The 12402-nt window shown below is 73.6% G+C and carries 13 protein-coding genes, 1 tRNA gene and 3 pseudogenes; 9 read left to right on the top strand and 8 right to left on the bottom strand.

Annotation, left to right across the window (positions count from 1 at the left end; translation table 11 throughout):
• The first annotated feature begins 65 nt into the window (after window positions 1-65).
• Both ACFWBF_RS02650 and ACFWBF_RS02655 read left to right on the top strand, forming a co-directional pair.
• Entirely contained in the window at window positions 66-692 is a 627-nt protein-coding gene (locus ACFWBF_RS02650; RefSeq protein ID WP_385594023.1) for a bifunctional 4-hydroxy-2-oxoglutarate aldolase/2-dehydro-3-deoxy-phosphogluconate aldolase, read from the top strand.
• Window positions 689-1681, top strand: a complete 993-nt coding sequence (locus ACFWBF_RS02655) for a PfkB family carbohydrate kinase (RefSeq protein ID WP_385594026.1) — start codon at window positions 689-691, stop codon at window positions 1679-1681. Before ACFWBF_RS02650 ends, ACFWBF_RS02655 begins: the two co-directional genes overlap by 4 nt.
• 30 nt (window positions 1682-1711) lie before the next feature.
• On the opposite strand, the gene ACFWBF_RS02660 is transcribed toward ACFWBF_RS02655, so the two are convergent.
• From ACFWBF_RS02660 to ACFWBF_RS02670, 3 genes are all read right to left on the bottom strand, one after another.
• Window positions 1712-2596 (bottom strand): aldo/keto reductase, encoded by an 885-nt coding sequence (locus ACFWBF_RS02660; RefSeq protein ID WP_385594029.1) that lies wholly within the window; start codon window positions 2594-2596, stop codon window positions 1712-1714.
• 181 nt (window positions 2597-2777) lie between these two features.
• The gene (locus ACFWBF_RS02665) at window positions 2778-4091 is read right to left on the bottom strand and encodes a glycoside hydrolase family 18 protein (RefSeq protein WP_385594033.1); all 1314 of its coding nucleotides are present in this window, start codon (window positions 4089-4091) and stop codon (window positions 2778-2780) included.
• A 152-nt stretch (window positions 4092-4243) separates the two neighbouring features.
• The gene (locus ACFWBF_RS02670) at window positions 4244-4774 is read right to left on the bottom strand and encodes a hypothetical protein (RefSeq protein WP_385594035.1); all 531 of its coding nucleotides are present in this window, start codon (window positions 4772-4774) and stop codon (window positions 4244-4246) included.
• 73 nt (window positions 4775-4847) lie between these two features.
• Here ACFWBF_RS02670 and ACFWBF_RS02675 point away from each other — a divergent pair, with 73 nt between their 5' ends.
• The 4 genes and pseudogenes from ACFWBF_RS02675 to ACFWBF_RS02690 form a co-directional block, all read left to right on the top strand.
• Window positions 4848-5582: an ankyrin repeat domain-containing protein gene (locus tag ACFWBF_RS02675; protein WP_385594038.1), complete on the top strand. Its 735-nt coding sequence runs from the start codon at window positions 4848-4850 to the stop codon at window positions 5580-5582.
• A 54-nt stretch (window positions 5583-5636) separates the two neighbouring features.
• A tRNA-Trp gene (locus ACFWBF_RS02680) sits at window positions 5637-5710 on the top strand.
• Window positions 5711-5811: 101 nt separating this feature from the next.
• Window positions 5812-6319: pseudogene (locus tag ACFWBF_RS02685) on the top strand (transcriptional regulator); the annotation flags it as partial.
• A 14-nt stretch (window positions 6320-6333) separates the two neighbouring features.
• A pseudogene (locus ACFWBF_RS02690) lies at window positions 6334-6642 on the top strand (HD domain-containing protein); the annotation flags it as partial.
• A gap of 55 nt (window positions 6643-6697) precedes the next feature.
• Here ACFWBF_RS02690 and ACFWBF_RS02695 read toward each other — a convergent pair.
• A complete protein-coding gene (locus ACFWBF_RS02695) occupies window positions 6698-6910 on the bottom strand; it encodes a hypothetical protein (RefSeq protein ID WP_385594041.1) in 213 nt (70 codons plus the stop codon).
• A gap of 37 nt (window positions 6911-6947) precedes the next feature.
• Here ACFWBF_RS02695 and ACFWBF_RS02700 point away from each other — a divergent pair.
• Window positions 6948-7181: pseudogene (locus ACFWBF_RS02700) on the top strand (histidinol phosphatase); the annotation flags it as partial.
• 77 nt (window positions 7182-7258) lie between these two features.
• Here ACFWBF_RS02700 and ACFWBF_RS02705 read toward each other — a convergent pair.
• The 3 genes from ACFWBF_RS02705 to cpt form a co-directional block, all read right to left on the bottom strand.
• Window positions 7259-7657 carry a VOC family protein gene (locus ACFWBF_RS02705; protein ID WP_385594044.1) on the bottom strand — a complete coding sequence of 133 codons (399 nt, stop codon included), beginning with the start codon at window positions 7655-7657 and terminating at the stop codon, window positions 7259-7261.
• A 124-nt stretch (window positions 7658-7781) separates the two neighbouring features.
• On the bottom strand, window positions 7782-9404 hold the full coding sequence (locus tag ACFWBF_RS02710; RefSeq protein ID WP_385594047.1) for a N,N-dimethylformamidase beta subunit family domain-containing protein: 1623 nt from the start codon (window positions 9402-9404) through the stop codon (window positions 7782-7784).
• Between the two features lie 90 nt (window positions 9405-9494).
• On the bottom strand, window positions 9495-10028 hold the full coding sequence (gene cpt / locus ACFWBF_RS02715) for a chloramphenicol phosphotransferase CPT (RefSeq protein WP_385594050.1): 534 nt from the start codon (window positions 10026-10028) through the stop codon (window positions 9495-9497).
• A 132-nt stretch (window positions 10029-10160) separates the two neighbouring features.
• On the opposite strand from cpt, the gene ACFWBF_RS02720 reads away from it, so the two are divergent.
• Both ACFWBF_RS02720 and ACFWBF_RS02725 read left to right on the top strand, forming a co-directional pair.
• On the top strand, window positions 10161-10445 hold the full coding sequence (locus ACFWBF_RS02720) for a hypothetical protein (protein WP_385594053.1): 285 nt from the start codon (window positions 10161-10163) through the stop codon (window positions 10443-10445).
• Window positions 10442-11236 (top strand): sugar phosphate isomerase/epimerase family protein, encoded by a 795-nt coding sequence (locus ACFWBF_RS02725; RefSeq protein ID WP_385594056.1) that lies wholly within the window; start codon window positions 10442-10444, stop codon window positions 11234-11236. Before ACFWBF_RS02720 ends, ACFWBF_RS02725 begins: the two co-directional genes overlap by 4 nt.
• Before the next feature lie 47 nt (window positions 11237-11283).
• Here the strand turns inward: ACFWBF_RS02725 and ACFWBF_RS02730 are convergent, their stop codons facing one another.
• Complete coding sequence (locus ACFWBF_RS02730) at window positions 11284-12390, bottom strand: substrate-binding domain-containing protein (RefSeq protein WP_385594059.1); 1107 nt, start codon at window positions 12388-12390, stop codon at window positions 11284-11286.
• Between the last annotated feature and the right edge of the window lie 12 nt (window positions 12391-12402).

The following is a 12402-nucleotide window of genomic DNA, read 5'->3' on the forward strand; positions in this document are numbered from 1 at the left end:
GGGCTGCCGTGTCTTCCGCATCACCTGTGTCGTCGTCCGCATCGCCTTGCCATCCGTACGCGGTCATGGCCGCCCAGCGCCTGCTCCCCGTGCTGCGCGACGCCGACGCGGACGAGGCCGTCCGCCGGACCACGGCCCTGCTCGCGGCCGGCTGCCGCGCCGTCGAGCTCACCACCTCCACGCCCGGCTGGGCCGAGGCCGTCGCCCGCACCGCTCCGCTCGCCGACGCACACGGCCGCCCCGCCCTGATCGGCGTCGGCACCGTGACCACCGCCGGACACGCGCACACCGCGCTCGACGCCGGCGCCGCCTTCCTCGTCTCCCCCTACCCGGCCCCCGAGGTCCGCGAAGTCGCCGCGGAGCGCGGAGCCGTCTTCGTCGAAGGCGGCTTCACCCCCGGCGAGATCGCCTCCGCCGCGCGGTCCGCCGGGGCCGCCAAGGTCTTCCCCGCCCACGTCGGCGGCCCGCGCTTCGTCCGCTCCCTCAAGGCGGTCCTCCCCGACGCCCTGATCATCCCGACCGGCGGCATCGCGCCCGGCGAGGTCGGTGACTGGCTCGCCGCCGGGGCGGCCGCCGTCGGCATCGGCAGCGGCCTGCCGGCCGATCCCGCCGAACTGGCCGCCGTGTTCGCCGAACTGGCCCTGCCCTGCTGCGGGCTCGGTGCCTGTGCGGACCGGGGGCCGCGACCGTGACCGCGGCCGGGCCCCTGCCCGTGACCGCGACCGTGCCCGCCATGTACGACGTCCTCGTGCTCGGCGAGGTCCTCGTGGAGATCCACGCCGACACCACCCTGCGGGACGCCGCCGACGGCACCCCCGCCCGCATCTCCTATTCCGGCGACGCCCTCAACGCCGCCGCCGCCGCGGCAGCCGCCGGGGCCCGCACCGCGCTGCTCGCGGTCGTCGGCGACGACGAGCTCAGCGTCCCGCTGCTGGCCCGCGCCGCCGAGCTCGGCGTGGACGTCTCCCACGTACGCCGCGCCCCGTACCCCAACGGCGCCTACCTGCTCTGCGCCGACACCGAGGGCGACCGGGAGTTCGTGTACTGGCGCGCCCGCAGTGCCGGTTCCACGCTCAGCGTGGAGCACATCGAGTCCTGGCGCGAGCTGCTCGCCCGCTCCGGGGCGCTCATCACCAGCGGTATCGCGGGCGCCCTGTCCCCGAGCAGTCGTGACGCGGTGCTGGCCGCCGCCCGGCTGGTGCACGAGTGCGGCGGCCACCTCTCGTACGACCCGAACTTCCGCCCCCGGCTCACCGGTCGGAGCGAGGCCCGGGAGCTGCTGGCCCGGATCGCGCCGCTGACCGGGCTGCTCAAGTCCTCCTGCCCGGCCGACGCGCTGGCCCTGGTCGACACCTGCGATCCGGCCACCGCCGCCGCCCGCTACCGCGCGCTCGGCGCCCGTACCGTCGCCGTCACCGCGGGCGCCGACCGGCTGTTGCTCGACGACGGCGCGGCGGCGGCGTACCACCCCGTGCCCGTCAACCCCCGCCCGGTCGACGCGACCGGCGCCGGGGACTGCTTCACCGGCACCACCACCGCACGGCTCGCGCTCGGCGACACCCTCGCGGACGCCGTCGCGTACGGGCTGGCGGCCGCCTCCCTCTCGGTGTCCGGGCGCGGGGGCACCGGGGGGATCCCCGCCTTCGCCGAGACGGCCGCCCTGGCCGCCGTACGCCGCTGACCGCGGCCGTCGCGTCGGGAGGCTACGCCGTCACACGGCTTCGAGCAGGGCGATCTCCGCCGCCGACAGGCGCACCGCACCCGCGGCGATGTTCTCGACGAGGTGCTCCGGGTTCCCGGTGCCGGGGATCGCCAGCACGTGGGGGCCGCGGTTCAGCGTCCACGCCAGGCGCAGCTGGGCCGGCGAAACCCCGTGAGCCCCGGCGACTCGCCGTACCCGCTCGTCCTCGGCCGCGACGGCGCCGGCCTCCCGGCCGGCGCCCGCGATGGCGAAGAACGGCACGAAAGCGATGCCCTGTTCCCCGCAGGCGTCCAGGAGGGCGTTCTCCTCGGCCGGGGCCCCGATCCCGTACGCGTTCTGCACGCACACCACCGGCGCGATGGCCTGGGCCTCGGCGAGGTGGTGGGCGGCGACGTTGGAGACTCCGAGGTGCCGGATGAGCCCGGCCGTACGCAGGTCGGCGAGGACCCCGAAGTGCTCGGCGAGCGGCTTTTCGGCGGCCGAGCGAGGCAGGCGCAGGTTGACCACGTCGAGGTGGTCCCGGCCCAACTGGCGCAGATTCTCCTCGACCTGCCCGCGCAGCTGTCCGGGCTCGGCCCACCACCAGTTCCCCGACGGGTCCCGGCCGGGCCCGACCTTGGTGGTGATGACGAGTTCGTCACCGTACGGGGCGAGGGCGCGGTTGATCAGCTCGTTCGCCGAGCGGGTCGGGGAGAAGTAGAAAGCGGCGGTGTCGATGTGGTTGACCCCCAGCCCGACGGCGCGCCGCAGTACGCCGGTGACCCGCTCCCGGTCGCTGGGGGAGCCGTCCGCGAGATGGGTGAGGCGCATCGCGCCGAATCCCATGCGGTTGACGCTCAGGTCGCCGAGCCGCCACGTGCCCGCGTCCGCGGCGTTGATCTTGTCAGAAGTCATCCGGTGAGGGTAACCGGCCCCGGCGGCCGGTCCGTCCGGGTACGGGCCGGCCACGGGCTCGGCCGGGGCTGGGGCTGGGGGTGGGGCTGGGGCTGGGGCTGGGGCTGGGCGAGAGCCTGCGCGCCGCCGAGCCGGTCGGTTCCACGGCCCGGCGGCGCTGTCGGGGGTGCGCCCGGGGGCCTCAGTGGCCGCGCAGGCCCTGGTCGACGGCCGTCATCAGCTCGCCGTCGGCGGTGTCGGCGTCCAGGGACCAGAACATGGCGCCGCCCAGGCCCTCTTCGCGGATGTACCGGGTCTTGGTACGCAGCACCTGCGGGTCGTCGTACGTCCACAGCGTGCTGCCGTCGAACAGCCAGGCGTGGCCGCCGCGCCGGTCGCGGTACACCTGGTACGTGCCCGCGTCGGCGAGCTTCTTCAGCGCTTTGTAGTCCTCGTACCCGGCCGCCCAGGTGGCCGGCGCCGGGCCCGTGGCCGGTTGGCCCATGCCGTCTCCGCCGCCGCTGACGCCGGTCCAGCCCTGTCCGTAGAACGGCATGCCCATCACCAGCTTGCGCGCGGGCGCGCCGCGCCGCTCCCAGGCCTCGACCGTGCCGGCCACGCTGAAGTCGTCCCGGGCGTACAGCGCGGACTGCTGCGCCGTCGTCTTCTCGCCGGAGACGTGGAAGTCGTAGCCCTGGAGGGTCACGAAGTCGAGGTCGCGCATGATCCGGCGGACGTCGAAGCCCGCGTCGATCTTGGCGGGGGCGGTGGGGACGAAGGCCGTCAGCTCGTACGTGGTCCGCTTCTTCTGGCTGCGGGCGTACGCGTCCAGCTGGGTGCGGAACTCCTTGACCAGCTCGGCGAAGTTGCGCTTGTCCTCCGGCCGGTGGGTGGTGTCGGTGTCGCCGGCCGATCCGGGCCACTCCCAGTCGAGGTCGATCCCGTCGAAGACGCCGGCGGCCGCGCCCGGGCCCCCGCGGGCGCCGTCCTGCGGCAGATTCCCCTTGATGTAGAGGTCGATGCAGGAGGCCACGAGGGCCTTGCGGGACGCCGGGGTGAGCGCGGCGTCGGAGAAGTGCGTGGACCAGCTCCAACCGCCCAGCGACAGCAGGACCTTGAGGCCGGGGTGCCTGGCCTTGAGCTCGCGCAGCTGGTTGAAGTTGCCGGCGAGGGGCTGATCCCCGTCGTCGGCGACACCGTCCACGGAGTTCTCGGCGTCGAGCGGGCGGACGTAGTCGGCCCAGGCGTCGGCCTCGCCGGGCACGTTGCCGGTGAAGCACTTGCCGTCCGCGCCGATGTTGCCGAAGGCGTAGTTGACGTGGGTGAGCTTGCCGGCGCTGCCGTTCGCCTCGAGGTCCTGTACCTGGAAGTCCCGTCCGTAGACGCCCCATTGGGTGAAGTATCCGACCCTTTTGTACGGGGTGGCGCCGTGGGCGGCGGAGGCGGGCGCGAAGGCGGTGAGCAGGGAGAGGGAACAGGCGGCGACGGCCAGCCTGCCGAGCGTGCTGCGGCGCATGGGCTTCCTTTACGGACGCGGGGGAGTGGTGCTCCTGAGCCGTGCTGTGCGTGCGCTGTGCATGCGGAAACTATTGGTCTGGACCAGAGCGGGTCAAGGGGGTGGGGTGGGCGGGGCGGACCCGGACGCAGGGATCAGGACAGGCGTAGGGATCAGGACAGGCTCCACTGGCCTACGTCGTCGGAGAGGCCGCCGTTGAGGGCGAACTGCACCGCGGCGAGCGGGGCGTCCTCGGGCAGCCGGAAGGTGACGAAGCCGCGCGCCGTGCCGCCGGGGCTGAGCGTTACGGTGTCGGGGAAGGCCGCACCGGCCTCCGTCGAGGCGTTGAAGCCGGCGTACCGCTGCCCGTACGCGTCCAGCAGGTGCGCGGCGGGGGCCGGGGAGTCCTTGTACACGGCGGTCCCGGTGTTCTCCAGGTGGAACTGTACGGAGACCAGCCGTTCGGAGTCCCCGGGCGCGGGGCTCGCCGGATCCACCACCTGGCCCAATGTGACGTCGAGCCGCTCGCCCGGGCCGTTGCCGGAGAGCGGGACGGTCTCGCCGGAGGGGCCGGCCGCGCCCAGCAGGGCGGGGATCAGCAGGGCGATGGCGGCCAGGGGCGCCCGCGGCCGTGTCCCGCGCCGTGTCCCGGGGCCGGGCCGCCCGCGTCGGGGCAGGGCGGAACCTGCTGTTCCACGGATCACCCTGCCCACGATCCTCCGCGTCCTGCGGTCCCGCCACCCGCCCTGGCGGCGCGGGCCCTCGTAGCCTGACCCCATGCTCTCCCTCGAATCCGGCGACCCGCTCGCCGTCTCCGTCTCGGCCGCGATCCGCGCCGGTGACCTGTCGGAGCTGCGGCGACTCCTGGACGCGCACCCCGGACTCGCGACCTGCCGCATCGTGCGGCGGGGCGCGGCCGCCGGGGAGCGCAGCCTGCTGCACGTCGCGACCGACTGGCCGGGCCACTACCCGCAGACCACGGAGGTGATCCACGCCCTCGTCGCCGCCGGGGCGGACCCCGGAGCCCGGTTCGTCGGGGCGCACACGGAGACCCCGCTGCACTGGGCCGCCAGCAACGACGACGTGGCCGCCGTCGACGCCCTCGTCGCGGTGGGCGCCGACATCGAGGCCCCGGGCGCCCTCCTCGGCGGCGGCACCCCGCTCGCCGACGCGACGGGCTTCGGCCAGTGGCGCGCCGCGCGCCGCCTCCTCGAGCACGGCGCCCGCCCCGGCCTCGAGGACGCCGCGGCCCTCGGACTCCTGGAACGCGTCGAGGAGTTCCTCGCCGCCGGCGTGTCCCGGGAAGACGTCACGAGTGCCTTCTGGGGGGCCTGTCACGGAGGCCGGCTGTCCACGGCCCAATACCTGCTGTCTCAAGGCGCGGACGTCGACTGGATCGGCCACGGCGGTCTGACACCCCTCGATATCGCTCTGACCAGCGAAGACGGTCCCCTGATCGCCTGGCTGCGGTCCGCCGGCGCGCACACCGGCGCCGAGATTCCCGTGAGTTGACCCCCCAATTCGGTGGATCTTCGGCCCGCGCCATGCCATGGTTGGTCTCACCGAAGGGGTGTAGCTCAGCTGGTCAGAGCGCCGGTCTCCAAAACCGAAGGCCGCAGGTTCGAATCCTGCCGCCCCTGCAACGCTGTACGTGAAGCCAATGGCTTCTGTACTGGGAAAAGGTAAGAGCCCTGCCGGTAGCCCGGCGGGGCTCTCGCGTTTCCATGGCCTCCTGCCGGCCCGTCGAGGTCCCGCCCCGGCGCGGCCCGAGCTGACGCCGGACGACCGGCGCCGGTTTTTCCGACGGATGCGCCGCACGGCCGAGGAGGCGCGGGGCGGAGACTTCCTCCTCCGGCGCCAGGCCCTGTAACTTCATCACCACCACCCTGGACGATGACGACGCAGGCGAGGCCGCGAACCTCAACTACTGGGCGTACTGGATCGGCGAAAGCACCCACCTCCAGCTCTCGGACGACTTCATTGCCACCCCCGGCACGCCCACCTGGCATGGACACAAGCTGCTTCAGCACCTCGTCACTGGACTCGCCCCCGACCGCGGGTTCTTCGACCTCAACATCCACACCCTCTGGGCCCTGCTCGCCGCGCGCCCCGGACTCCTGCGCACGTCACCCGCCGGGCGTTCCCTGCGCGACCGCCTGCCCGTGCTGTTGGATAGCACCGAGCCATCGACGCGCGCCCGTCCCGAACTCGAAGGCATCCGATACGCAATCCGCCTTGCCGAGGCGTGAGCTCGACCGGTGCCGACCCCGAGGCGGTGACCGCCGACCAGACGGCGGGGATGCCTGAGCTGCTGGCAGCCACGATTCAAGAGCTGGTCGCCGAGTACGAAGGGAAGGACTCGGCGGAAGCCATCTGCGCGCGCGACGCGGACAAGCTGGAGTGCATGCTCCAAGGCATCGAGTACCGAGCCCAGGGGTACGAGGCCGCACAACGGTGGATCGACAACAGCCGGTCCCGGCTGACGACCGAGACCGGACAGCGGCTTGTCGAGGAACTGCTTGGTCAGGGCCCGCTCGACTGGCTCCGGGCGGCCATCGGCGAGAAGAGCTGACCCGGACGCACGAAATCGCCCCCTCCCGCCCGAAGGCGAGAGGGGGCGATGTCGTTCAGGAGACCCCGTACCACCGGCTGGCCCAACCGGCGTTGATGAGGGTGGTGGTCCGCTGCGTGAGGTCGAGCGAGGCTGGCAGGGACGTCTGGCCGGACAGCATGTTCGAGTAGCGCAGCCGCGGCGCGACCAAGCCGCAGTTCACGGTGATGCCGGCGCCCGTCGCTTTGAACGTGAGCGAGTTCGTAGCCCAGGTCCCGTTCAGCAGCATCGCCACGTAGTACTCACCGGGCGCCGCTGTGCCCGCGCCCTCGTCCGGGCTGATCGTCCTGCACGACCTCAACCTCGCCGCCGCCTTCTGCGACTGGCTGTACGTGCTCCGCGACGGGCGGGTGGCCGCCTCCGGGACGCCGGACGCGGTCCTCACGGAGGAACTGCTGCGCGAGGTCTATGGCGTGCGGACGCGCATCGCGATCCACCCGGACACCGGCGCGGCCAACATCGTCTACCTTCCGGCGGATGGAGCACGAGTGGGCAACTGACGAGGTCCGGGGCCCCTGGAGTACGCCGAGGACGGGCGCTGCCCGCGCCCGGGGCGAAGGGGAGACCGGCCTTCGGTCTACTCGGCAGGGTCCGGCTGGTAGCCGTACGGGCGGGTGATGATCTCCATCGCGTGACCGCTCGGGTCCAGGAAGTAGACCCCGCGGCCGCCGTCGTTGTGGTTGATCTCGCCCGGGTGCTTGCGGTGCGGGTCCGCGTAGTACGGGATCCCGGCGGCCTGGATCTTCTCGAACGAGGCGTCGAACTCCGCCTCCGAGATCAGGAAGGCGTAGTGCTGCACGCTGATGGACGCGGCCGGGACGGTCGCGAAGTCCAGGGTGACGCCGTTCGCGGTTTCGACGGGGATGAACGGACCCCACTCCGCGCCGGCCTCGAGGCCGAGGATGTGCGCCAGGAACTCGGCGGACTCCCGGTTGTCGCGGGAGTGGATGATCGTGTGGTTCAGCTGTACCGACATGTGTGGATGCCTCCGAAAGGCACGTCACGGCGCCTCCATGCCTCACCCGGTCGGTGACCGACACGCGACGCCGTGACGTGATCCTAAACAGCCCTTCCGGGTGGAGTCCACCGGATTCGCGCCATCACGAACCCCCGTAAACCGCCTTGACGTTGTCCTGTGCCGGGTGGGTGCGGCCGGCCGGGCCCGCGGCGAAGATCCGCAGCAGGTTCTCCGTCACCCGGGTGGTCAGCGCCCCCGACCGTGCGTCCAGGCCGTGGTTGGCGCCGCTGCGGCCGTCGCCCGTCGCGTCGAGGGCCTCCACCCACCGCATCGTCCCGGTCGCGAAGACCCCGGCGCCGCTCGGCACCGTGTAGTACGCCGTGTCCTGATGGCTGGGCCGGCCCTCGCAGACCACGGGGGAGTGGGCCAGGATCTCGATCGGACGGGGCGTCGGGAAACCGGTGTTGACCTTGTCGTACTCCACACCGACCAGGTGCGCGAAACGGTCGCCCGCCTTCGCCCCGGTGCCCTCGAACAGCCAGTGGCCCGGGTTCGTCACGACGTACGGGGCGTCCACCGGGTAGCCGTCGTAGATCACGCCCAGCAGCGAACTCTCCGGGTCCGCGGCCGGCGGCGAGCGGAAGTCGACGGTGGCCGGATGGCCGCGTTTGAAACCGGGGTCCTGGTCATAGGAGGACTTGTAGCAGACCAGCGTACGGTCGGGCCCCAGGTCGGAGGGCTCCAGCCGGATGCGGCGGAAGCAGCAGTTCGCGCCCAGGATCGCGATGTTCGTCCCCGCATCGCGGGCGGCGGTGAAGTGGGCGCGCTGCTCGGGCGACCAGTACTCGTCGTGGCCGAGCGAGAGCACCGCCGAGGCACCCTCCAGGAGGCGCTTCTCCCGGGCCACATCGGTGGTCGTCGTGTAGGCCAGGGGTATGCCGAGCCGCTCGGCGAGCGCGAGCAGCGGCGCCTCGTACACGAGGAACAGGCCCGCGCCGTCGTCGTACTCGTAGGGGCGGTCGAAGGACACGGCGAGCGAGCGCGAGGCGTAGCCGCCGCTGGGGCCGTCGTAGCTGCCGTAGCCGCCCCACCGGTTGTACGCCTGCCAGGTGGCCACCGCGTTGACCACGACCGTACGTCCTGCCGTGGCCGCCGAGCGCACGGTCACCGGCACGAACCGCTGGCCCTCGCCGCCCTGCGCGTCCAGCCGCAGCAGGTAGCAGCCCTCGGGCCAGTCCTTGGTCTCGACGGTGGTGGTGCGGGCCCAGCGGGTGCGGACCATCCGGGTCCCGGAGTCCACGGTGTGCTCGGGCTGGCGCACGCCGGGCAGCGCCTCGGAGCGCCACACCAGGCGGGCGCGGGCGCCGCCGTACCAGCCCATCCGGTAGGCGGAGACCGTGAACCGGGGCGCGGTGGTGGACACGTGCAGTCCGAACGACTCGCCGGGCAGCACGCTGACCTTGTCCGCGAACCCCTCGATGGCCCGCGCCGGTCCGGCCTTGGTCACGTGCCAGTCGGCGTTTCCGGGGCGGGCGTTCTCGGCCTTGGCGTCGAAGCCGTGTTGCCCGTCCTTGCCCGGCGACCCGGACGGCTTCGGGTTCTTGGCGGACCCCGCCCCGTCCGCCATGTTCGCCCCGCCGGCGTCGCCGCTCGCGCAGCCGGCCACCGTACCGAGCCCGGCTGCCGTGGCCGCGCCCGTCGCGATGGCGAGAAACCGCCGTCTGCCTGCGCCTTCGCCGTCCCCGGCCATGTACTCCTGATCCATGGAGGGCACGCTATGTCACGCTTAGGCCCAGGTTTTTACCGCCCCGGACTTCGTGCCGTCGGCCCGTGCCGGCCACCGGGCGTCGCCGAGCTACCCGGCCCGTGCGGCGATGGCCCGCGCGCACTCCATCGACTCGGTGTGCGTCGTGTCCACCTCCAGGTCGTAGAGCACGCCCGTGTGGACCAGGTCCGCCTGCGACACGGCCATCCCGATGTCCCGGTCGCCCCGTGCCGCCTCGCGGGCCGCCGCGACCGCGCTCTCGCAACGGACGCCGACCCACAACACCCGCAGCCCGCCCAAAGCGTGCTGCCAGCGCTGCTGGGACTGCGCTCCACCGAGGAACACCTCATCGACGACGACCCGGGCACCCGCGCGCGCCATCGCGGCGATCCCCTCGATCCATGCCGCTTCCAGCGCCCGGAACTGCGGCCCGACGACGACCTCGCCGCCCGGGGCGAACTCGATCCACGCGTCCGAATTGCGCAGGGACGCGGGCATCGCGTCGATGAGCGTGTCGACCCCGACGGTCAGCCACGGATCCGGCAGAACCGCCTGCAGGCACCGGGCGATGCCGGACTTGCCCGAGCTGGAGCCGCCGTTGAGCACGATCACCTGAGTCGTCACCGCGCCACAGTAGGGGCGTCGCGGCAGGAGACGAAACGTGTTTCCTGCCGAGGCCGCGCCCACCTCACGCGGCGTGTGAAAAATGCTTTCACAGACCAGCAGACCAGACAGACGAGAGAGAAGAGGGTACGGATGGCGGTGGCCCGCGCCGAGGTCGCGGCGGTCTCGCGCGTACTGAACGGCGGACACCCGGTGGCCGGCGCCACCCGGACCCCTGTGGAACAGGCCGTCGAAGACCTCGCCCACCTCGCGCTCCCGGAGGGCCGTGTGCCGCTGCGCGCGGCGGGCGCGCTCGCCGCGCGGTTCGTCACCGGCCGCAGACCGCTGCCGCCCGGCGGGATCACCATGCTGCCCGCCGAGTTGACGGAACGCGGCTCCGCCGCGCCGCAGCCCCGGCCCGGGGGGAGCCGTCCGTGAGGTACGCGTTCGCCACGCTCGGCCTGCCCGGCACGCCGCTCGCACGCAGCGCCCAACTCGCCGCCGCCCACGGGTACGACGGCCTGGAACTGCGCGCCCACCCCGAGGAGCCCCTGCACCCCGGCAGCCCGGCCGGCGACCGCTCCGCGGGACTGCGGACCCTGACCGCAGCCGGAGTCGCCGTCCTGGGGGTCGCGGGATACGCGCAGGTGGCGGCCGCCGGCCCGGACGAGCCGGTACTCGCCGAGATCCGGGCCCTGATCGGGCTCGCCGCCGACCTCCGGGCACCCTACGTCCGGGTCTTCCCCGGCGGCGGTGACCAGCCCGCCCCGGCCGCCGACGACCACGCCGTACGCCGACTGCTGGCCGCGGCCCCGTTCGCCGAGCGGCACGGGGTGCGGATCCTGCTGGAGACCCACGACTCGCACCGCACCGCGGCCGCCACCGCCCGGGTGCTCGACCGGGTCGCCCATCCGAGTACGGGCGCGCTGTGGGACGTACTGCACACCTGGCTCGGTGGCGAGCCGCCGGCCGAATCGCGGCGGACCCTTGCCGCGCACCTGGGCTACGTACAGGTGAAGGACGTGGCGTCGGCGGGGGAGACGACCCCGCTCGGGCTCGGCGCCGGAGTGCTGCCGCTCGCCGAGGCCGTGGCCGTCGCCGATCCGGACGGCTGGCTGTGCTGGGAGTACGAGAAGCGCTGGCACCCCGGCGCCGCCGAGCTGCCGGACCAGCTCGCGGGGGGCCGGGAGCACCTGGCGGGGCTGGTGCGTGCCCGTCGCCGCGAGTGAACGCGCGGCTCGATCGAAACGGTCACTCGTCCCGACCCGCCCGCGCCCTACGAGCGGATCGTCAGCCGCGGAAGCAGCTCCAGGTGCTGCCGGGGGCCCTCCTGCGCCGTCCCGGCCGCCGTCAGCCGGTCCAGCAGCAGGCCCGCGGCCCGCGCGCCCACCTCGCCCTTGGCCGGCGCCACCGCCGACAGCGGGACGTCGGCCAGCCCGGCCACCTCGTCGTCGTACGTGACCACCGCGAGGTCCTCGGGCACCCGCACGCCCCGCGCCTGGAGCCGCGGGATCAGCATGATCGCGTCGGTGTCGCTGTGGATCAGGGCCGCGGTCACCCCGCCCTTGGCCACCGCCTCGTGCAGGTGGTCAAGCGTCCGGGCGAACAGGTCCGCGTCCGAGAGCGGCCCCGCCCCGGCCGCCGGCCACGCGGGCGCCGGCTCCAGTCCGAGCACGGCGACAGCCGCCTCGTACCCGGCCCGTAGCCGCGCCGTCGTCGGCGTCTCCCGGCTGGCCAGCGCGATCCGCCGGTGCCCCAGATCCACCAGGTGCTGCACCGCCCGCGCCGCGCCGTGCGCATGATCCGACGTCACACGGTCCAGCCCCGCCGCCGGATGCCCCGGCGGGGCCCACCGCTCCACCAGCACCGTCGGAACCGGCAGTTCCGCGGTCCATGCCCCCTCGTCGGGACCGGGCGAGCCGGAGTCCCAGTTCGGCGTCAGCAGCAGCCCGTCCGCCCCGGTGGACAGCAGTCGGTCCGCCTGGGTCCGGTCCTCGCCCGACAGGTACCGGGTCAGTCCCACCCTCAGCCGCGCGCCCCGCGCCTCGACCACCTCGCGGGCTCCCCGTACGACTTCGGCGTAGTAGTGGTCGGTCGTCGGCACCACCATCCCGACCACCAGCCCCTCGGCCGACGCCCCCGTCGCGCCGGCCGTGGTGCGGGCCCGCGTCCCGGACGCGGCCGACAGCGCCGAAGCGGCCGATGTGGCGGCGAACCGCGGCCGGCCCGGCTCCACCCGGCTGATCACCCCGTGCATCCGCAGGATCTCGCCCCGCGCCGTCATCGCCTCGATGTCCCGCCGCAGGGTCACCGGGGAGACGCCGAGCTCCTGGGCCAGGTCCGTGACGCGCGCGGTGCCCCGCTCCTGGACGAGCGCGAGCACCTGTGCCTGACG

Source organism: Streptomyces sp. NPDC060028 (genome assembly GCF_042736725.1).
In the GTDB taxonomy this organism is placed as follows: domain Bacteria; phylum Actinomycetota; class Actinomycetes; order Streptomycetales; family Streptomycetaceae; genus Streptomyces.

Bases quoted from the DNA above. Each gene is read 5' to 3' on its own strand.
- ACFWBF_RS02650 (WP_385594023.1), top strand. From the start codon at position 66: ATGGCCGCCCAGCGCCTGCTCCCCGTGCTGCGCGACGCCGACGCGGAC.
- ACFWBF_RS02660 (WP_385594029.1), bottom strand. From the start codon at position 2,596: ATGACTTCTGACAAGATCAACGCCGCGGACGCGGGCACGTGGCGGCTC.
- ACFWBF_RS02665 (WP_385594033.1), bottom strand. From the start codon at position 4,091: ATGCGCCGCAGCACGCTCGGCAGGCTGGCCGTCGCCGCCTGTTCCCTC.
- ACFWBF_RS02675 (WP_385594038.1), top strand. From the start codon at position 4,848: ATGCTCTCCCTCGAATCCGGCGACCCGCTCGCCGTCTCCGTCTCGGCC.
- ACFWBF_RS02695 (WP_385594041.1), bottom strand. From the start codon at position 6,910: ATGCTGCTGAACGGGACCTGGGCTACGAACTCGCTCACGTTCAAAGCG.
- ACFWBF_RS02705 (WP_385594044.1), bottom strand. From the start codon at position 7,657: ATGTCGGTACAGCTGAACCACACGATCATCCACTCCCGCGACAACCGG.
- ACFWBF_RS02710 (WP_385594047.1), bottom strand. From the start codon at position 9,404: ATGGATCAGGAGTACATGGCCGGGGACGGCGAAGGCGCAGGCAGACGG.
- ACFWBF_RS02720 (WP_385594053.1), top strand. From the start codon at position 10,161: ATGGCGGTGGCCCGCGCCGAGGTCGCGGCGGTCTCGCGCGTACTGAAC.